The 17,117-nt window shown below is 68.2% G+C and carries 22 protein-coding genes, 1 tRNA gene and 1 other RNA gene; 12 read left to right on the top strand and 12 right to left on the bottom strand.

Annotated elements, in window-relative coordinates; translation table 11 throughout:
* Positions 1–99: 99 nt before the first annotated feature.
* Together ATSB10_RS11910 and ATSB10_RS11905 are read right to left on the bottom strand one after the other, a co-directional pair.
* Entirely contained in the window at positions 100–897 is a 798-nt protein-coding gene (locus ATSB10_RS11910; RefSeq protein ID WP_063673019.1) for an N-acetylmuramoyl-L-alanine amidase, read from the bottom strand.
* Between the two features lie 43 nt (positions 898–940).
* Entirely contained in the window at positions 941–1,135 is a 195-nt protein-coding gene (locus ATSB10_RS11905) for a hypothetical protein (RefSeq protein WP_063673018.1), read from the bottom strand.
* A 147-nt stretch (positions 1,136–1,282) separates the two neighbouring features.
* Between ATSB10_RS11905 and ATSB10_RS11900 the strand changes: the two genes are divergently transcribed.
* From ATSB10_RS11900 to ATSB10_RS11885, 4 genes are all read left to right on the top strand, one after another.
* The gene (locus ATSB10_RS11900; protein WP_063673017.1) at positions 1,283–1,882 is read left to right on the top strand and encodes an anthranilate synthase component II; all 600 of its coding nucleotides are present in this window, start codon (positions 1,283–1,285) and stop codon (positions 1,880–1,882) included.
* On the top strand, positions 1,879–2,928 hold the full coding sequence (trpD, locus tag ATSB10_RS11895) for an anthranilate phosphoribosyltransferase (protein ID WP_063673016.1): 1,050 nt from the start codon (positions 1,879–1,881) through the stop codon (positions 2,926–2,928). The genes ATSB10_RS11900 and trpD overlap by 4 nt, the downstream gene beginning before the upstream one ends.
* 66 nt (positions 2,929–2,994) lie before the next feature.
* The gene (trpC, locus tag ATSB10_RS11890) at positions 2,995–3,789 is read left to right on the top strand and encodes an indole-3-glycerol phosphate synthase TrpC (RefSeq protein ID WP_063673015.1); all 795 of its coding nucleotides are present in this window, start codon (positions 2,995–2,997) and stop codon (positions 3,787–3,789) included.
* Between the two features lie 5 nt (positions 3,790–3,794).
* Positions 3,795–4,496: an HAD family hydrolase gene (locus tag ATSB10_RS11885; protein WP_063673014.1), complete on the top strand. Its 702-nt coding sequence runs from the start codon at positions 3,795–3,797 to the stop codon at positions 4,494–4,496.
* Positions 4,497–4,553: 57 nt separating this feature from the next.
* Here the strand turns inward: ATSB10_RS11885 and crp are convergent, their stop codons facing one another.
* On the bottom strand, positions 4,554–5,249 hold the full coding sequence (crp, locus tag ATSB10_RS11880; RefSeq protein ID WP_026107441.1) for a cAMP-activated global transcriptional regulator CRP: 696 nt from the start codon (positions 5,247–5,249) through the stop codon (positions 4,554–4,556).
* A 294-nt stretch (positions 5,250–5,543) separates the two neighbouring features.
* Here crp and speD point away from each other — a divergent pair, with 294 nt between their 5' ends.
* Positions 5,544–6,329 (top strand): adenosylmethionine decarboxylase, encoded by a 786-nt coding sequence (gene speD, locus ATSB10_RS11875; protein WP_017463029.1) that lies wholly within the window; start codon positions 5,544–5,546, stop codon positions 6,327–6,329.
* A gap of 66 nt (positions 6,330–6,395) precedes the next feature.
* Here speD and coq7 read toward each other — a convergent pair whose 3' ends face one another.
* Positions 6,396–7,037 (bottom strand): 2-polyprenyl-3-methyl-6-methoxy-1,4-benzoquinone monooxygenase, encoded by a 642-nt coding sequence (gene coq7 / locus ATSB10_RS11870; protein ID WP_063673013.1) that lies wholly within the window; start codon positions 7,035–7,037, stop codon positions 6,396–6,398.
* A 254-nt stretch (positions 7,038–7,291) separates the two neighbouring features.
* On the opposite strand from coq7, the gene rplM reads away from it, so the two are divergent.
* The 3 genes from rplM to ATSB10_RS11855 all read left to right on the top strand — a co-directional run bounded on the left by rplM (position 7,292) and on the right by ATSB10_RS11855 (position 8,209).
* The gene (gene rplM / locus ATSB10_RS11865) at positions 7,292–7,720 is read left to right on the top strand and encodes a 50S ribosomal protein L13 (protein WP_063673012.1); all 429 of its coding nucleotides are present in this window, start codon (positions 7,292–7,294) and stop codon (positions 7,718–7,720) included.
* A gap of 9 nt (positions 7,721–7,729) precedes the next feature.
* Entirely contained in the window at positions 7,730–8,122 is a 393-nt protein-coding gene (gene rpsI / locus ATSB10_RS11860; protein WP_063673011.1) for a 30S ribosomal protein S9, read from the top strand.
* Positions 8,123–8,134: 12 nt separating this feature from the next.
* Positions 8,135–8,209, top strand: a tRNA-Gln gene (locus ATSB10_RS11855).
* A 132-nt stretch (positions 8,210–8,341) separates the two neighbouring features.
* Here ATSB10_RS11855 and rpiA read toward each other — a convergent pair.
* The 6 genes from rpiA to ATSB10_RS11825 form a co-directional block, all read right to left on the bottom strand.
* On the bottom strand, positions 8,342–8,977 hold the full coding sequence (rpiA, locus tag ATSB10_RS11850) for a ribose-5-phosphate isomerase RpiA (protein ID WP_063673010.1): 636 nt from the start codon (positions 8,975–8,977) through the stop codon (positions 8,342–8,344).
* A gap of 39 nt (positions 8,978–9,016) precedes the next feature.
* Positions 9,017–9,484: an EVE domain-containing protein gene (locus ATSB10_RS11845; RefSeq protein ID WP_236886415.1), complete on the bottom strand. Its 468-nt coding sequence runs from the start codon at positions 9,482–9,484 to the stop codon at positions 9,017–9,019.
* Positions 9,481–10,098 carry a 5-formyltetrahydrofolate cyclo-ligase gene (locus ATSB10_RS11840; protein WP_063673009.1) on the bottom strand — a complete coding sequence of 206 codons (618 nt, stop codon included), beginning with the start codon at positions 10,096–10,098 and terminating at the stop codon, positions 9,481–9,483. The genes ATSB10_RS11845 and ATSB10_RS11840 overlap by 4 nt, the downstream gene beginning before the upstream one ends.
* 91 nt (positions 10,099–10,189) lie before the next feature.
* A non-coding RNA gene (gene ssrS / locus ATSB10_RS11835) (6S RNA) lies at positions 10,190–10,377 on the bottom strand.
* Positions 10,378–10,434: 57 nt separating this feature from the next.
* A complete protein-coding gene (locus tag ATSB10_RS11830) occupies positions 10,435–10,749 on the bottom strand; it encodes a cell division protein ZapA (protein ID WP_063673008.1) in 315 nt (104 codons plus the stop codon).
* Between the two features lies 1 nt (position 10,750).
* Complete coding sequence (locus tag ATSB10_RS11825; RefSeq protein ID WP_063673007.1) at positions 10,751–10,975, bottom strand: TIGR02449 family protein; 225 nt, start codon at positions 10,973–10,975, stop codon at positions 10,751–10,753.
* A gap of 100 nt (positions 10,976–11,075) precedes the next feature.
* Between ATSB10_RS11825 and ATSB10_RS11820 the strand changes: the two genes are divergently transcribed.
* Both ATSB10_RS11820 and ATSB10_RS11815 read left to right on the top strand, forming a co-directional pair.
* The gene (locus ATSB10_RS11820) at positions 11,076–11,639 is read left to right on the top strand and encodes a UPF0149 family protein (RefSeq protein ID WP_063673006.1); all 564 of its coding nucleotides are present in this window, start codon (positions 11,076–11,078) and stop codon (positions 11,637–11,639) included.
* A 53-nt stretch (positions 11,640–11,692) separates the two neighbouring features.
* The gene (locus ATSB10_RS11815; RefSeq protein ID WP_236886556.1) at positions 11,693–12,958 is read left to right on the top strand and encodes an aminopeptidase P N-terminal domain-containing protein; all 1,266 of its coding nucleotides are present in this window, start codon (positions 11,693–11,695) and stop codon (positions 12,956–12,958) included.
* A 10-nt stretch (positions 12,959–12,968) separates the two neighbouring features.
* Here the strand turns inward: ATSB10_RS11815 and ATSB10_RS19375 are convergent, their stop codons facing one another.
* Positions 12,969–13,112 (bottom strand): hypothetical protein, encoded by a 144-nt coding sequence (locus ATSB10_RS19375; RefSeq protein ID WP_157469210.1) that lies wholly within the window; start codon positions 13,110–13,112, stop codon positions 12,969–12,971.
* 166 nt (positions 13,113–13,278) lie between these two features.
* On the opposite strand from ATSB10_RS19375, the gene ATSB10_RS11810 reads away from it, so the two are divergent.
* Together ATSB10_RS11810 and cydB are read left to right on the top strand one after the other, a co-directional pair.
* Positions 13,279–14,655, top strand: a complete 1,377-nt coding sequence (locus ATSB10_RS11810; protein ID WP_063674465.1) for a cytochrome ubiquinol oxidase subunit I — start codon at positions 13,279–13,281, stop codon at positions 14,653–14,655.
* A 3-nt stretch (positions 14,656–14,658) separates the two neighbouring features.
* Positions 14,659–15,669, top strand: a complete 1,011-nt coding sequence (cydB, locus tag ATSB10_RS11805; RefSeq protein WP_063673005.1) for a cytochrome d ubiquinol oxidase subunit II — start codon at positions 14,659–14,661, stop codon at positions 15,667–15,669.
* Between the two features lie 19 nt (positions 15,670–15,688).
* On the opposite strand, the gene pepQ is transcribed toward cydB, so the two are convergent.
* A complete protein-coding gene (pepQ, locus tag ATSB10_RS11800; protein WP_063673004.1) occupies positions 15,689–17,005 on the bottom strand; it encodes a Xaa-Pro dipeptidase in 1,317 nt (438 codons plus the stop codon).
* Positions 17,006–17,117: the final 112 nt, after the last annotated feature.

Here is a 17,117-nt window from a genome sequence, read left to right as displayed (position 1 = left end):
ACAGCGGCTTGCTTGGTAGGAGCGCACCCTGTGCGCGACTCGCCGGTTCGGTCGCCCACAGGGTGGGCTCCTACAGAGATCGACGGTGGGTTGGCCTTTTCAGCCGCCGCCCGCTGGTGCGGCGGGTGCCGAACAGACGTTGCCGCCGCCATCGATCTGCTGCGCAAGGTTGTAGAGGATGCGCGCATCCTCCGTATCCAGCATCTCGCCCTGCATCGCGCGGAAGTGGTGGTGGAACGAGCGCACCGTGCCCGGCCGGTCGTCCAGCGGGTAACCGACCACGGCCAGCGCCATCCACGGGTCGAAGCCGGCGGGCGGATCGCACAGCGGTCCCCTCGGCCACAGGCCGAAGCCAGCCTGGGCCAGCTCGCCCCACGGGAAGGACGGGCCCGGGTCGTCCTTGCGCGTGGGCGCCAGGTCTTCGTGGCCGATGATCTGCGTGGGCGGGATGTGCAAGCGCGTGGTGAGGTCGCCGAGCAGGCGCAGCAGGCTGTCGACCAGCGGCTGGCTGAAGGGCTCGTGGCCGTTGTTGTCCAGCTCGATGCCGATCGAGGCGGAGTTGAGGTCGGTGATGGTGCCCCAGCGCCCGCTGCCGGCATGCCAGGCGCGCCACTGGTCCGGCACCAGCTGATCGATGTGGCCGTCGCGGTCGATCAGGTAGTGCGCGCTGACCGGCCCGCTGTCGTTGCCGGTGCGCAGGGTATCCAGCGCCTGTTGCGTCGAGTCGTCCCCGGTGAAGTGCAGCACGATCAGTAGCGGACGTCGAAAATCATGGTTGGGAGAGGGTGTCCAGGTCGCCAGCGGATTGCGCGGTGGCGCGTGGCTGCAGGCGGCGAGCAAGGCCAGGCCTGCGACGAGCGTGAGGAGCCCGCGCCCGCCGCGCAGGATCGCGCTCACTTCCTTGCTCCTGCGGCTGGCCGTGGCTCTGCCTGCTCCATCTTCAGTGCGTGGCCGACGCCACCGGACCGCCCACCGAGTTCCAGCCATCGACGAAGCCACTGACCATCGGGCGGAGGTTGCCGGACAGGAACAGCAACAGCGCCGCGGCCACCAGCCAGCCCCGGTGGTGGCGCCGGTAGCCGAGCACGAGCAGCACGAAGCCGCCGAGCAGCAGGGCGATTTCCACGTAGTCCATCCCACGGGTCCTTGTGCGGTAACTCCGCTGGAGCATGCAGCGACAAGCGCCCCGGCGCAAACGGCGCGATCCTGGCTCACGCCTGCACGAGCCTGCGCCGGCTGGCTATCATGGCCGCTCCACGTTCACGGCCACTCGGCGCTCCCCATGCTCCTGATGATCGACAACTACGACAGCTTCACCTTCAACCTCGTGCAGTACCTGGGCGAGCTGGGGCAGGAGGTGAAGGTAGTGCGCAACGATGCGCTGGACGTGTCCGCGATCCGCGCGCTGAAGCCGTCGCACATCATGATTTCGCCCGGGCCGGGAACCCCCGACGACGCCGGCGTGTCGCTGGCGATCCTGCGCGAGCTGGCCGGCGAGCTGCCGATCTTCGGCGTCTGCCTGGGCCACCAGGCGATCGGCCAGGCGTTCGGCGGCCGGGTGATCCGCGCCAAGCAGATCATGCACGGCAAGACCTCGCCGGTGCGCCATCGCGGGCAGGGCGTGTTCGCCGGACTGCCCGATCCGTTCGAGGCGACCCGCTACCACTCGCTGGTGGTCGAGCAGGATTCCCTGCCGGATTGCCTGGAGGTGACCGCCTGGACCGAAAACGCCGATGGCTCGATCGACGAGATCATGGGTCTGCGCCACAAGACCCTGCCGATCGAGGGCGTGCAGTTCCACCCGGAGTCGATTCTGACCCAGCACGGCCACGCCATGCTGGCGAATTTCCTCGGCCTGCCGGCACGGAAGCTCGCGGCATGACCCTGCGCGAAATCACCATCACGCCGCAGGAGGCCCTGCAGCGCACGATCGAACACCGCGAGATCTTCCACGACGAGATGATCGCGCTGATGCGCCAGATCATGCGTGGCGAGGTCAGCCCGCTGATGACCGCGGCAATTATCACCGGCCTGCGCGTGAAGAAGGAGACCATCGGCGAGATCACCGGCGCGGCGCGCGTGATGCGCGAGCTGTCGGCGAAGGTTGAGGCGCCATCGCACGGGCACTTCGTCGACATCGTCGGCACCGGCGGCGACGGCGCGTCCAGCTTCAACATCTCCACCGCCTCGATGTTCGTTGCGGCGGCGGCCGGTGCGCGCGTGGCCAAGCACGGCGGGCGCAGCGTGTCGTCCAAGTCCGGCAGCGCCGATGTGCTGGAAGCGCTGGGTGCCTCGATCGACCTCAGGCCCGACCAGGTCGCCACCTGCATGGCCGAGACCGAGATCGGCTTCATGTTCGCACCGAACCACCATCCGGCGATGAAGGTGGTCGCGCCGGTGCGCAGGGAGATGGGCGTGCGCACCCTGTTCAACATCCTCGGTCCGCTGACCAACCCCGCCGGTGCGCCGAACATCCTGATGGGCGTGTTCCATCCCGATCTGGTCGGCATCCAGGTGCGCGTGCTGCAGCAGCTCGGTGCGCAGCATGCGATGGTGGTGTGGGGCCGTGACGGGATGGACGAGATCTCGCTGGGCGCGGCGACCCTGGTCGGCGAGCTGCGCCACGGCCAGGTCCGCGAATACGAGATCGAGCCGGAGGATTTCGGCCTGGCGATGGCCTCCAGCCGCAACCTGCGGGTGGAGAGCGTGGCCGAGTCGCGCGCCATGCTCGAGGATGCCCTGAAGGGCGCGCATGGGGTTGCGCACGACATCGTCTGCCTGAACGCCGGTGCGGCGCTGTACACAGCCGATGTGGTGGACAGTATCGACGATGGTATAGCGCTGGCGCGCAGGACCATCGCCAGCGGCGCCGCACGTGCGAAACTACAGCAGTTCGTCGCCACCACCCGACGCCTCGCCGGTACCTGACGCCCCGACCCGGGTGCGGTGCCCTGTTCGACTGCCGCTGCCGCGGCGCCCAACGACACCACGACCATGGCCGACATCCTGCAACGCATACTTGCCCGCAAGACGGAAGAAATCGCCGAGCGCAGCGCCATGCTGTCCCTGGACGAGCTGGCTGCGCGCGTGGCCGACATGCCGGGCACCCGTGGTTTCGCCGCCGCGCTGGAGGCGAAGATCGACGCCGGCCTGCCGGCGGTGATCGCCGAGGTGAAGAAGGCCAGCCCGAGCAAGGGCGTGATCCGCGCCGATTTCGACCCCGGTGCGATCGCGCGCAGCTACGAGGCCGCCGGCGCGGCCTGCCTGTCGGTGCTGACCGACAAGGACTTCTTCCAGGGCAGCGAGGAGTTCCTGCGCCAGGCGCGCGAGGCGTGCTCGCTGCCGATCCTGCGCAAGGATTTCGTGATCGATCCGTACCAGGTGTACGAGGCCCGCGCGATCGGTGCCGACTGCATCCTGCTGATCGTCGCCGCGCTCGGCGACGCGGAACTGATGAATCTCTCGCTGCTGGCGGCCGAACTGGATCTGGACGTACTGTGCGAAGTGCACGACGCCGAGGAACTGGAGCGCGCCCAGGCGCTGCCGGTGCCGATGATCGGCGTGAACAACCGCAACCTGCGCACCTTCGAGACCACGCTGGAAACCACGCTGGAACTGCAGCCGCTGGTCGAGTACGACCGCATCCTGGTGGCCGAGTCCGGCATCCACACGCCCGAACACGTGCGTCAGCTGCGCGAGGCCGGCGTGCACGCCTTCCTGGTCGGCGAGGCGTTCATGCGCGCGGTGGATCCGGGCACCGAGCTGAAGCGCCTGTTCGAAGCGGACTGATCCCGATGGACGATCCAGGGGCGACGGTGCCGGACGACGCGGTGCCGGCAGCGGCGGCGGGCGGGCCGCGCATCGTGCTGTTCGATTTCGATGGCGTGATCACCGTGGCCGACTCGTTCGACCTGTTCATGCGCGAGCGCTATTCGGGCATGGGGCGCAAGCTGCTGCTGTTGCCGGCGCTGCCATGGCTGGCGCTGGTGCGCCCGTTCTCGTGGCGTGCCGCGGTGCGCACGGTGGTCCACGTGGGGCTGCTGGGGTTGGACGAGCGCCGCTACCGCGAGCAGGCCCTGGGCTTCGCCGGTCGACTGGTGCGTCGCCCGAAGCAGTTCCAGCGCGACGCGCTGCAGGCCCTGCGCCGCCACCAGGTTGAGGGTGACCGGGTGATCGTCGTCACGGGGTGCGAGCGGATCCTCGCGCGCGGGCTGCTCGACGAGCTGGGGCTGCCCGAGGTGGAACTGGTCGCATCGGAGCTGGCGCCTGGCTGGCTGGGCATGCGGGTCAGGCGGCACAACATCGGCCAGCGCAAGCTGCAGTCGCTGGCCGAAGCCGGCGTGGCGCGCTGGGACCGGGCCTATGGTGACTCGGCGCTGGACATCCCGATGCTCAGGGAAGCGGCCGAGCCGGTGCTGGTCAACGGCTCGCCCAAGCTGTGCAAGCAGGTGGAGCGGGCGCTCGGCCGCAGCGTCGAGCGGGTGGCCTGGTACTGAGGCAAGAAAAAAGCGGCGCCCGGCGCCGCTTTCTCCTGGTGCGGTCGCGGGATCCGCTCAGCGGGTGCCCAGCACCACGATGGTCTTGCCCGACACGGTGATCATGCCCTGCTCCTCGAGCTGCTTGAGCACGCGGCCCACCATCTCACGCGAGCAGCCGACGATGCGGCTGACCTCCTGGCGGGAGATGCGGATCTGGGTACCGTCCGGGTGGGTCATCGCGTCCGGCTCCTGGCACAGGTCCAGCAGGGTGCGCGAGATCCGGTTGGTGACGTCCATGAACGCCATGCGGCTGACCTGGCGCGAGGTACGCAGCAGGCGGTTGGTGAGCTGCGCGCCGATCGCGAAGAGGATCTTCGGGCACTCCTCGCGCAGCTGGCCTTCCATCAGCTGGAACAGGCGTTCGTAGCTGATTTCGGCCATCTCGCACGGCGTGCGGGTTCGCACCATCGACTCGCGCTGGGCCTGCTCCACGAACAACCCCATCTCGCCGATGAACTGGCCGCGGCTGATGTAGGCCAGGATCAGCTCGCGGCCCTGTTCGTCTTCGGTGCAGACGGCGAGCGAGCCCTCGATCACGTAGTAGAGCGTGTTGGCGGGGTCGCCGGGGCGGATGATCGCGGTCTTGCCCGGGTATCGGCGGCGGTGGCAGAGCGCGAGGAAGCGCTCCATGGAGGCCGGGTCCGGGGCGAAGCCCAGGGGAGCCTGGGACCGCTCGAATGCTTGCTGCAGTTGATATTTGAGTTGCGCCACGGTGTTTCCCGCTGTCTGAAATGCCTAGGGCTGCCCCCGGTGAGCGGGCCGGCCCGACGTGAGCGTACGCGTTTATCCCCTGTGACGTCGCATTATGGCAAACCGTGGCGGGAACGCCACTTTCAGTTTTGCGCCGTTTTACCCCATACTTGGCGGTCTTCCGGCACCGGCGACATGTCTCGCGCCGGTCACAAGGGTCGCGGAAGCTTGCCTTTCGTGCCGTACCATCCAGCGGGGACCCTTGTCGCTAACCCGCCTCTTTTGCTGGCCGCCGCGCGGTCATGGAGAGTTGCCGTGGTGAAACCACTCCCGCGCCTGCGCCTGCAGGGCTTCAACAACCTGACCAAGGCCCTGAGCTTCAACATCTACGACATCTGCTACGCGGTGTCAGAGGAGCAGCGCCAGCGCTACATCGAATACATCGACGAGCAGTACGACGCCGATCGCCTGACCCAGATCCTCACCGACGTGGCGGAGATCATCGGCGCGAACATCCTCAACATCGCGCGCCAGGACTACGACCCGCAGGGTGCCTCGGTCACCATCCTCATCTCCGAGGAGCCGGTGGTGGAGAAGCTCGGTCGCGACTCGATCGCGGGTGCGGTGGTGGCGCACATGGACAAGAGTCACATCACCGTCCACACCTATCCGGAAACGCATCCGCACAACGGCATCGCGACCTTCCGCGCGGACATCGATGTGGCCACCTGCGGCGTGATCTCGCCGCTGAAGGCGCTGAACTACCTGATCGACAGCTTCGAGTCGGACATCGTGATCGCTGACTATCGCGTGCGCGGCTTCACCCGCGACGTGAAGGGCAAGAAGCACTTCATCGACCACAAGATCAACTCGGTGCAGGACTACCTGGCGCGCCACATCCGCCAGAAGTACGAGATGTTCGACGTCAACGTGTACCAGGAGAACATGTTCCACACCAAGATGCATATCAAGGACTTCGACCTGGATACGTATCTGTTCGAGGCACATGCCGACGACCTCTCGTTCAAGGAGCGCCAGCGCATCGAGTCGCTGCTGCGACGCGAGATCGAGGAACTGTTCCACGGCCGCAACCTGATGTGACGAAAAACCCGCCGGAAGGCGGGTTTTTTCATGGCTTGGTCCGGCGCGTCGGCGTCGCCCGGGACGCTAGACGCGGTAGGCGACCTTCTTCATCAGCAGCGAGGTCAGCTGCATCAGCGGCGGGATCGGGAACGGCAACTCGATACCGCCGCGCGCCTCCGCCTCGTCCGCATGGCGGACCTCGTCGGCCTGCATCCGTTGCAGCACCGCGCGCGAGCGCAGGTCTTGTTCCGGCAGCGTCTCCAGGTGCTCGGCCAGGTGGGCTTCGACCTGACGTTCGGTCTCGACCACGAAGCCCAGGCTGACCGGATCGCCTGCCAGGGCGGCCACGGCTCCCATCGCGTAGCTGCCGGCATACCACAGCGGGTTGAGCAGGCTGGGGCGGCTGTCCAGTTCGCGCAGGCGCTCGGCGCACCACGCCAGATGGTCGGTTTCCTCGGCGGCAGCGTGCAGCAGGTGCCGACGGGTGTCCTCGCTGCGGGCCAGTGCCGCCTGGCCGTCGTACAGCGCCTGGGCGCAGACCTCGCCGGTGTGGTTGATGCGCATCAGGCCCGCGGCATGCCGGCGCTCCGCCGGCTCCAGCCCGGCCTCTTCGATGCCCCGTGCGGGCGAGGGATGGGCAGCTTCCGGCGTGCCGGCGACCGTCTCCAGGGCGCGTTCGAAGCCCGCGATCATGCGATCCAGGGACGAGAGATGGCGTACCGACATGGGTTGTCTCCGGAAGCGCTGCACGGGCCCTTATTGGACGACATGCCCGGGTTCCGGCCAAGCGGCATGTCGCCGCCATGCCGTTGGCATGGTACCGCGGGGTTTTCAAATCCGTGGCGACCCGTGCTATCCTTGCCGGCTCGCAGCTCACCAAGAGTGGGCTTGTGCAGAGGATGAAAGCTCGGCTATCATCCCGCACCTTTGTTTGACCCGATTCCCTCACCGCCTCCTTGGCGGCCTACAGGTATCCAGAAATGAAAACGTTCAGCGCCAAGCCGGAAAGCGTCAAGCGCGACTGGTTCGTGATCGACGCCACGGACAAGACGCTCGGTCGTCTGTCCACCGAGATTGCGCGCCGCCTGCGCGGCAAGCACAAGCCGGAGTTCACCCCGCACGTCGATACCGGCGACTACATCGTCGTGGTCAACGCGCAGAAGGTGGCGGTCACCGGCGCGAAGCTGGACGACAAGATGTACCACCGCTTCACCGGCTACGTCGGCAACCTGAAGAGCACCAACCTGCGTGATCTTCTGGCCACCCATCCGGAGCGCGTGATCGAGATCGCGGTCAAGGGCATGCTGCCGAAGAACCCGCTGGGCCGCGCGATGTACCGCAAGCTCAAGGTGTACGGCGGCGCCGAGCACCCGCACACCGCACAGCAGCCGCAGGCGCTGGAAATCTAAGGAACCATCATGGCGATTCAGCAGAATTACGGCACCGGCCGCCGCAAGACCTCCGCCGCTCGCGTGTTCCTGCGCAAGGGCAGCGGTGCGATCACGGTGAACGGCAAGACCCTCGACCAGTTCTTCGGTCGCGAGACCTCGCGCATGATCGTGCGCCAGCCGCTCGAACTGACCCAGAACACCGACAAGTTCGACATCACCGTCACGGTTGCCGGCGGTGGTATCACCGGCCAGGCCGGCGCGATCCGCCTGGGCATCGCCCGCGCGCTGGTCGAGTACGACGAAGCCCTGAAGCAGCCGCTGCGCAAGGCTGGTTTCGTGACCCGCGACGCCCGTGAGGTCGAGCGCAAGAAGATCGGTCTGCACAAGGCACGTCGTGCCACGCAGTTCTCGAAGCGCTAAACTACGTTCCATAGCCCCGTCGCCAAGCGGTAAGGCACCTGACTCTGACTCAGGCATTCGGTGGTTCGAATCCATCCGGGGCTGCCAAACAAGACACCGGTCAGCATGATCGACTGGTACGAAAAACCCGCCTTCCGGCGGGTTTTTTGTTGGCCATGTCTCCATAGCCTGCGGTGGTGTCGGGCAGGTGCGCAGGACCGGGGTCCGGCGCATCTTCGATCAGACCTCGCGATCGCCGACCAGCACGACGTCGGCGGGACGACGGGCGAACAGGCCCACGGTGACGATGCCGGGAATCTGGTTCAGGTCGGCCTCCAGCGCCACCGGGTCGGTGATCTGCCAGCCGTGCACGTCGATCACCCAGTTGCCGTTGTCGGTGACCACGCCTTCCCGCCACACGGGGTGGCCGCCGCGGCGGGCGATCTCACGCCCCACCAGGCTGCGCGCCATCGGGATCACTTCGATCGGCAGCGGGAACTTGCCCAGCAGGTCGACCTGCTTGCTCGAATCGATGATGCAGACGAACTTGCCGCTGGCCTCGGCGATGATCTTCTCGCGGGTCAGTGCGGCGCCGCCGCCCTTGATCAGCCGCTTGTGCGGGTCGCATTCGTCGGCGCCGTCCACGTACAGGGTGAGCTCGCCGGTGGCGTTGAGATCGAGCACCTCGATGCCGACCTTCTTCAGCAGCGCGGTGGACTGCTCGGAGCTGGAGACGGCGCCCTTGATGCGGTCGCGGATCGCGCCGAGCGCCTCGATGAAATAGGCCACGGTCGAGCCGGTACCGACACCGACGATGGCGCCATCATCGACGAAGCGGATGGCGGCTTCGCCGGCAAGTTTCTTTTCGTTGCTCATGGTCGGGAGTTCCGGGGCGGGAGATTGGGAAAGGCCGGGTCATTCCAGGCCGAGGATGGTCTTCCATTCGCTGGCCTTCACCGGCATCACCGAGAGGCGGTTGCCCTTGCGTACCAGCGGCATGTCGGCGAGGGCCGGCAGGGCCTGCAGTTCCCTGAGCGTGATCGTGCGCTTGAGTTTGCGCACGAAACCCACGTCGACCAGCATCCAACGCGGATTGTCGCGGCTGGCGCCCGGGTCGAAATAATCGCTCTTCGGATCGAACTGGCTGGGGTCCGGATAGGCGTCGGAAACCACTTCGGCCAGTCCGACGATGCCTGGTTCGGCGCAGTTGGAGTGGTAGAAGAACACGCCATCGCCCACCCGCATGCCGTCGCGCATGAAGTTCCGCGCCTGGTAGTTGCGCACGCCGTCCCACGGCTCGCGGCCGCGCGTGGCCAGGTCGTCGATGGAGAAGGTGTCGGGCTCGGACTTCATCAGCCAGTGGGCGATGCGGGCAGGGCTCATGCGTGGGTCTCGCTCTCGCGTTCGGCGTGGCAGTCGATCAGTTCGCGGTCGGTGGCGACAAAGTCCAGTGGCACGTCCCAGCGCGCGGGTTCGATCGCCTGCACTTCCTGAAAGTCGTAGCCGATGCCCACCAGCAGCGGCTCGGTCGGGCGGGCCTGTTCGTTGAGGAAGGCGAAGCTGCGGTCGTAGTAGCCGCCGCCGTAACCCAGGCGCTGGCCACGGCGATCGAAGGCCAGCAGTGGCACCAGCACCAGGTCGAGCTGGAACGGGGCCAGCGGCCGCTCGACCCGGACCGGCTCGGGAATGCCGTGGCGGTTCGGTTCCACCGCGTCGCCGGCCTGCCACGGTGCAAACCGCAACTGGCGTCCGCTCTCGAGCAGGGGCAGCAGGAATTGCTGGCCGCGCGCCAGCAGGGGCGGGATCACCAGGTTCAGCGCCAACTCGCCGTTGACGGCCCAATAGCCTGCCACGCGCGCGTCGGTGTGGTACTCGGGCAGCTGTTCCAGGCTGCGGCGCAGGCCCTGGGCTGCGGCGATCCGCTGCTGCGGGCTGAGTGCCTTGCGCTGCTCGGTCAGGCGCTGGCGAAGCTCGCGTCGCTGGGCGGTGGCATCCACGGTCGCGCGTCTCCCGATGGGGCGCGCCGGGCGCGGCGCTGCCGATAGCACGCCGGCCGACGCGGGGCGTCGGCCGGTGCAGGAAAAGGTGGCGTCAACCGCGATGCCGCTGCCCACCAAACGACCTTGATCCACGATGGATCAGGTGGGAGGGCTTATCGGGCCTCGAGGCTTTCCGCACGCGGCGGACATGCACAACAGCCAGAAAGAAACCGACCCGGGGCCGTATTTAGGAACAAGGCAAATGTAAGAGTGTGCTGGCGCACACCGCAGAAAACGCCGGGGTCGATTTTACCAGCAACCGGTCATCGCTGTGTGCATGCCGGTGCGCAGGATTCAGCCGCGCGGCGGGGCCGGTTCGAGCGCCGCCTCGAGCTTGCGGCGCAGCGCGGCGATGCGGTCGGTCACGCTCTGGTCCGCGCCGGAGTGCTGCTTGCGCAATGCAAGAAACTCGTGGGTCACGCTGATCGCCGCCAGCACGGCGAGGCGGTCGAAGCCCGGCGTCTTGGCGTTGGCGCGCAGCTCGCGCATCTTGCGGTCGAGATAGCTGGCCGCCTCCAGCAGCCCCTCGCGCTCTTCCGGGGCACAGGCGATCAGGAATTCGCGGTCGATCAGTCGCAGCGCGACAGGTTCGCTGGCTGGAGCATTCATGTCAGCTGTTGTTCTCGAGGGCTTTCAGGCGCTGGATCATCGCTTCCACCCGGCCGCGCGCCTGCTCGTTGCGGGCCATCAGGCCGGCACGCTCGGTAGCGAGCTGCTCCTGGCTGTGGCGCAGGCTGCGGTTCTCCTCGGTCAGCCGCCGCACGGTGTCGACCAGCTGATCGACCTGGCGGTTCAGCGCATCGAGTTCCTGCTGGAGGTCGGGGGGCGTGCTCATGCCGGCAGACTATACCAGTGCGTTCGCCCAAAACAGCCGGCTGCGGCACGCTCCGTCGACGAGGCGTTAGACTGCCGCTCCGATCCCCAAGGAGCCCGCCATGACGGCCCCCGCCCGCGTCGAATTCGACGACCTGGACGACCTGACCCATCGCCTGAAGCTGGCGACCGACCCCAGCGAGCTGGACGGCTCGGTGTGTGGATTCCTTGCGGCGGGTGGCCGTTTCGGTCGCCAGCCGGTACTGGCCGTTCTTCAGCTGGATGGCGATGGCGCCACCCCGGCGGGCGCCGATGCGACCCTGCTCGATCGTCTGGCTCAGCAGGCGGCCACCCAGCTGGCGGACCCCGAGCTGGGGTTCGAGCCACTGCTGCCGGAGGACGACCGCCCCATCGCCGAGCGCGCCGAGGCGACGGTGGCTTGGTGCCGCGGTTTCCTGGGCGGCTTCGGCCTCGCCGGGGCGGACGCCCACGGCAAACTGTCCGAGGAGGCGCAGGAGGTGTTGCGCGACCTGGCCACCATCGCCTCGTCCCAGCTCGATTTCGGCGACGAGACCGAGGACGAGGACGCATTGATCGAAGTGCACGAGTTCGTCCGCATGAGCGCGATGCTGCTGCACGCCGAGTGCGCCCGCGATCCGGCGGCCGGCAACGGCACGATCCACTGATCCCTGGTGCGGTGATCACCCCGGCCGAATTTGCCCGCCGCCGCCGCCAGCTGATGCACATGGCCGGCGAAGACGCCGTGGTGCTGGTCGCCGCGGCGCCCGAGCGCCTGCGCAACGCCGACGCGGCCTGGCCGTACCGGCAGGACTCGGATTTCCAGTACCTCGCCGGTTTTCCCGAGCCCGACGCGGTGCTGGCCCTGCTGCCCGGGCGCAAGCACGGCGAGGCGGTGCTGTTCTGCCGCGAGCGGGACGCCGAGCACGAGCGCTGGCACGGCGAATCGATCGGCACCGAGCGTGCGGTGGGCGAATACGGGATGGACGACGCCTTCCCGATCGACGACATCGACGACATCCTGCCAGGCATGATCGAGGGCCGCGCCCGGGTCTACTGCCATTTCGGCAGCGAGCCGCAGTTCGATGCCCAGCTGCTGGCGTGGATGCGCCGCCTGCGCCAGCTGCGCGGTGGCGGCGTGGTGCCGAAGGAGTTCGTCGCACTGGGCCACCTGCTGCACGACCTGCGGCTGTTCAAGTCGCCGGCCGAGCTGAAGCTGATGCGCGCGGCGGCCGACGTCGCCGCCGACGCGCACCTGGCCGCGATGCGGGTCGCCCTGCCGGGGCGGCACGAATTCGAAGTGGAGGCCGAACTGCAGCGCGCGATGCGCCTGCGCGGTGCGGTCGCCGCGTTCCCGCCGATCGTCGCTGCCGGCGCCAACGCCTGCACCATGCACTACACCGCCAACCGTGCCCCGCTGCGGGACGGCGAGCTGCTGCTGGTCGATGCCGGCGCCGAGGTGGACTGCTATGCCTCGGACATCAGCCGTACCTATCCGGTCGGCGGCCGCTGGTCGCGCGAGCAGCGCGCGCTGTACGACATCGTGCTGACCGCCCAGCTGGCGGCGATCGACGAGGTGATGCCGGGGCGGCCGTTCAATGCCGCCCACCTGGCCGCCGTGCGGGTGATCACCGAAGGCCTGTGCGCGCTGGGTCTGCTGCGCGAGGATCCGGAGACGGCGATCGCCACCGGCAGCTACCGCCGCTTCTTCCCGGCCAAGACCGGCCACTGGCTGGGCATGGACGTGCACGATGTGGGCGACTACCGCATCGACGGCGAGCCGCGCGAGCTGGAGCCGGGCATGGTGGTGACGGTGGAACCGGGCATCTACGTGCCGCCGGGCGACCGCGACGTTCCGGAACGCTGGCGCGGGATCGGCATCCGCATCGAGGACGACGTGGCGGTGACCCGCCGCGGTCACGAGGTGCTCACCGCCGCGGTGCCGAAGGAGCCGGAGGCGCTCGAGGCCGTGCTCGCCGCGCGCTGACCGGACCGCCTCAGCGGGCCGCGACGAACAGGATCCAGCCCAGCGCCGCTGCGGCGACCAGCTTCGCCAGCAGCACCGGCAGCACCTCGCGCCACGGCGACGCGGCCGGCCGGCGACGGCGGTGCGGAGCGGAACGGGGGCCGGCCATGCTCATCGGATCTCCACGCGGGACGCAGCAGACTAGCGCGTCGATGCCCTGCCGTGGCGCGGCATGCCCGGCACGGTCGATGGCCGCCGGGCGTTTCGTCGCACGGCGGACCCGTTCGCCGCGTGCGGACGTACAGGCCATCGGACCGCAAGCGCGTGAGGAGTCGATCATGTTGACGGCCGAGTTCCTGTCACGACTGCAGTTTGCCTTCGTCGTGTCCTTCCACATCCTGTTCCCGGCGTTCTCGATCGGGCTGGCCTCGTGGCTGGCCTTCCTGGAAGGCGTGTGGCTGGTCAGGCGCACCGACCTGTGGCGCGACCTGTACTTCTTCTGGCTGAAGATCTTCGCCGTGGCCTTCGGCATGGGCGTGGTGTCGGGCATCGTGATGAGCTTCCAGTTCGGTACCAACTGGGCGGGTTTCTCCGAGGCCGCGGGCAACGTGATCGGCCCGCTGCTCAACTACGAGGTGCTGACCGCGTTCTTCCTCGAGGCCACCTTCCTCGGCGTGATGCTGTTCGGCTGGCGCAAGGTGAGCGACCGCACGCACTTCTTCGCTACCTGCATGGTGGCGCTGGGCACGCTGATCTCGACCTTCTGGATCATGGCGGCCAACAGCTGGATGCAGACCCCGGCCGGCTACGTGCTGCGCGACGGCGTGTTCTACCCGGACGACTGGATGAAGGTGATCTTCAACCCGTCCCTCCCGGTGCGCCTGCCGCACATGGTGCTGGGCGCGTTCATCTCCACCGCGATGGTGATCGGCGGCGTCTCGGCGTGGTACCTGCTGAATGGGCGCTTCGCCGACAAGTCGCGTGCGACGCTCAAGCTGGCGCTGGCCTTCCTCGCCATCGTGATCCCGCTGCAGATCGCGGTCGGCGACATGAGCGGGCTGGAGGTGCACCGGAACCAGCCGGCCAAGCTGGCGGCGATCGAGGCGCGCTGGGAAACCCGCCGCGACGTGCCGCTGACCCTGTTCGCCTGGCCCGACGAGCGGGCCGAGACGAACCATTACGCGATCGACGTGCCGCGGCTGGGCAGCATCATCCTCACCCACAGCCTGCACGGCGAAGTGAAGGGCCTGAAGGATTTCCCCGCCGACCAGCGGCCGCCGGTGGCCATTCCGTTCTTCTCCTTCCGCATCATGGTCGGGCTGGGTTTCGCGATGCTGGGGCTGGCGCTGGTCGGCCTGTGGCGCTGGCGCCGCGGCACGCTGGAAAAGCCCGGGTACCTGCGCGCGTGGGTGGCGATGATCCCGTCCGGCTTCATCGCCGTGCTCACCGGCTGGTGGGTGGCCGAGGTCGGACGGCAGCCGTGGGTGGTGTATGGGGTGATGCGCACGTCCGAGGCGTCCAGCCCCCTGCCGGTGGGCAGCGTGCTGGCCTCGCTGGCGACCTTCGTGGTGGTGTACCTGGGCATCTTCGGCGCCGGGCTGTACTACCTGGTGAAGCTGTTCCGCACTGGACCGGTGCCGGCACCGGTGCGCGGGACGGCGCCGCACCAGACGCCGGCGCGCCCGCTGTCGGTGCCGCAGGACGCGATCGAGGAGTAGGCCATGGACCTTGCGACCGTGCTCCCCGTGGTGTGGTACTTCATCATCGGCTTCGGCGTGATGATGTACGTGCTGCTGGACGGCTTCGTGCTGGGGCTGGGCATCCTCAGCCCGTTCGCCGACGACGAACACCAGCGCGACCACATGATGAACACCGCCGCGCCGATCTGGGACGGCAACGAGACCTGGCTGGTACTCGGCGGCGCGGGGTTGCTGGCGGCGTTTCCCAAAGCCTACGCACTGGTCCTGTCCAGTCTGTACCTGCCGATCCTGGCGATGCTGATCGCGCTGATCTTCCGCGGGGTCGCCTTCGAGTTCCGCTTCAAGGCGCACACCTCGCGCTGGCTGTGGGGGCTGGCTTTCCACGTCGGCTCGGTGCTGGCGGCCTTCGCCCAGGGGGTGATCCTGGGCGCGCTGGTGGACGGCATCGCGCCACTGGCTCCGGGCCAGGTGCACGGCGCATTCGACTGGTTCAGCCCGTTCGCGGTGATGACCGGGGTGGCCGTGGTGTGCGGCTACGCGCTGCTGGGCGCGACCTGGCTGATCCTCAAGACCGAGGGCCGCGTGCAGCAGATCGCCTTTGATCTCACCCGCCCGCTGATGGTCGCGGTGATCGTGTTCATGCTGATCGTCAGCGCCTCGCTTCCGACGCTGCATTCGGCGCTGATGCAGCGCTGGTTCACCGGCGGCAACTTCCTCTACCTGTCTCCGGTGCCGTTGCTCACCGCGGTGTGTGCGGTGATGCTGTGGCGCTCGGTGATCCACCGGCGCGAGGCGCAGCCGTTCGTCTACGCCCTCGGGTTCTTCCTGCTGGGTTTCATCGGTCTGGTGGTGGGCATCTGGCCGAACATCGTGCCGCCGGCGCTGAGCATCTGGGAGGCCGCCTCGCCCCCGTCCTCGCAGGGCTTCGTGCTGGTGGGTGCGGCGTTCCTGATACCGGCCGTGCTCGCCTACACGGTGTATTCGTACCGCGTGTTCCGCGGCAAGCTTGCGGGCGACGCGGGCTACCACTGAGGCCGTGCCGCCCGGCCGGTCAGCCGAGCGCGGCGAAGGCGTCGCGGGTCAGATTCTCCGGGGCGCCGTCGGTGCACACCACATCGTCCTCGATGCGGATGCCGCCGTAGGGCTTGAGCGTCTCGACCTTTGCCCAGTCGACGTCCTTGCCGGCCGGAGCCTGTCGCACTTCCTCCAGCAGCATGTCGATGAAGTACAGGCCGGGCTCGATGGTGACCACCATGCCCGGTTCCAGCGTGCGGGTCATGCGCAGGAACGGGTGGCCGTCCGGACGCGGCACGGTGTCGCCGCGGTCGTTCCTGGCGAAGCCGCCGACATCGTGCACCTGCAGGCCGATCGAATGCCCCAGTCCGTGTGGAAAGAACGCGCGGGTGACCCCGCTTTCCACCGCGCTCTCCGGGCTCATCCGAACCAGCCCGTGTTCGGCCAGCACCCGCGCCAGCTGATGGTGCGCCTGCACGTGCAGCGCGGCGTAGTCGGTGCCGGCTTTCACGCTGGCCACCTGGGCCTGCTGCACGGCATCCATCGCGTCGATCAGTGCCTGGAAATCGTCGTGGCCGGTGGCGGCATGGGTGCGGGTGATGTCGCTGGCGTAGCCGCTGGCGCTGGCACCGGCGTCGATCAGCAGCGAGCGCGACTGCGCCGGCCGCGTGCGCCCCAGTGCCATGTAGTGCAGCACTGCGCCGTGCTCGTTGAGACCGACGATGCTGGAGTAGGGCAGCTCGGCGTCGGTCTGCCCGGCGGCGGCGAGATAAGCCTGATGAATGCCCAGCTCGCTCTCGCCAGCGCGGAACGCCCGTTCGGCGGCGCGGTGCGCGCGCGCGCCGGTGCGGCTGGCCTCGCGCATCAGCGCGAGTTCGTACGGCGACTTGTAGGCGCGGTAGTAGTGCAGGTAATCCAGCACCGCTTTCGGGTTGTTCGCCTCCACGCCCTCCATCGGCGGACAGGCTTCGGCGATCACCGCGGCGTTGTGCTTCGGCAACTGCGCGATCGCCTCTTCGGCGGTTCGCACGGTGACGATGTCGAAGTGCTCCACCCAGTAGCCGGACGGCGCCTCGGGCACCACATGCCAGTAGTCGCGCGGCTGCAGGAACACCAGCTTCGGCTTCGCGCCCGGCGTGTAGGCGATCCAGCTGCCCGGCGCGTCGACCAGCGGCACCCAGTGCTTGAACGGCGGATTCACCGCGTACGGGTAATGGTTGTCGTCGAGGAACTTGGTGCCCGGCTGTCCGGCGGCCACCAGCAGGTGATCGAAGCCGCCGCGCGCAAGTGCCTGGTCGGCGCGCTCGCGCAGCGTGGCCAGATGACGGGCGTACAGGGGAGCGAGATCGGTCATGGGGCGGGGTCCTCTCGACGGGGCGCCGCGGACGTCGCGCGGTGCCGTGGGGACGCGCAAGGTGCGCGTGGGCCTTCCATGATCGCAAAGCGTCGCCGGGTCGTGCCACCCG

The sequence above is a fragment of the Dyella thiooxydans genome, from assembly GCF_001641285.1.
GTDB classification, from domain to species: Bacteria; Pseudomonadota; Gammaproteobacteria; order Xanthomonadales; family Rhodanobacteraceae; genus Dyella_A; species Dyella_A thiooxydans.
The sequence above is the reverse complement of the archived record's forward strand: the minus strand, read 5'-3'. Positions and strand labels throughout refer to the sequence as shown.

Bases quoted from the DNA above. Each gene is read 5' to 3' on its own strand.
- ATSB10_RS11820 (WP_063673006.1), top strand. From the start codon at position 11,076: ATGACGGCCCCCGCCCGCGTCGAATTCGACGACCTGGACGACCTGACC.
- trpC (WP_063673015.1), top strand. From the start codon at position 2,995: ATGGCCGACATCCTGCAACGCATACTTGCCCGCAAGACGGAAGAAATC.
- cydB (WP_063673005.1), top strand. From the start codon at position 14,659: ATGGACCTTGCGACCGTGCTCCCCGTGGTGTGGTACTTCATCATCGGC.
- ATSB10_RS11845 (WP_236886415.1), bottom strand. From the start codon at position 9,484: ATGAGCCCTGCCCGCATCGCCCACTGGCTGATGAAGTCCGAGCCCGAC.
- coq7 (WP_063673013.1), bottom strand. From the start codon at position 7,037: ATGTCGGTACGCCATCTCTCGTCCCTGGATCGCATGATCGCGGGCTTC.
- ATSB10_RS11825 (WP_063673007.1), bottom strand. From the start codon at position 10,975: ATGAGCACGCCCCCCGACCTCCAGCAGGAACTCGATGCGCTGAACCGC.
- ATSB10_RS11885 (WP_063673014.1), top strand. From the start codon at position 3,795: ATGGACGATCCAGGGGCGACGGTGCCGGACGACGCGGTGCCGGCAGCG.
- rpiA (WP_063673010.1), bottom strand. From the start codon at position 8,977: ATGAGCAACGAAAAGAAACTTGCCGGCGAAGCCGCCATCCGCTTCGTC.
- rpsI (WP_063673011.1), top strand. From the start codon at position 7,730: ATGGCGATTCAGCAGAATTACGGCACCGGCCGCCGCAAGACCTCCGCC.
- ATSB10_RS11900 (WP_063673017.1), top strand. From the start codon at position 1,283: ATGCTCCTGATGATCGACAACTACGACAGCTTCACCTTCAACCTCGTG.
- ATSB10_RS19375 (WP_157469210.1), bottom strand. From the start codon at position 13,112: ATGAGCATGGCCGGCCCCCGTTCCGCTCCGCACCGCCGTCGCCGGCCG.
- ATSB10_RS11830 (WP_063673008.1), bottom strand. From the start codon at position 10,749: ATGAATGCTCCAGCCAGCGAACCTGTCGCGCTGCGACTGATCGACCGC.
- ATSB10_RS11815 (WP_236886556.1), top strand. From the start codon at position 11,693: ATGCACATGGCCGGCGAAGACGCCGTGGTGCTGGTCGCCGCGGCGCCC.
- rplM (WP_063673012.1), top strand. From the start codon at position 7,292: ATGAAAACGTTCAGCGCCAAGCCGGAAAGCGTCAAGCGCGACTGGTTC.
- ATSB10_RS11905 (WP_063673018.1), bottom strand. From the start codon at position 1,135: ATGGACTACGTGGAAATCGCCCTGCTGCTCGGCGGCTTCGTGCTGCTC.
- trpD (WP_063673016.1), top strand. From the start codon at position 1,879: ATGACCCTGCGCGAAATCACCATCACGCCGCAGGAGGCCCTGCAGCGC.
- pepQ (WP_063673004.1), bottom strand. From the start codon at position 17,005: ATGACCGATCTCGCTCCCCTGTACGCCCGTCATCTGGCCACGCTGCGC.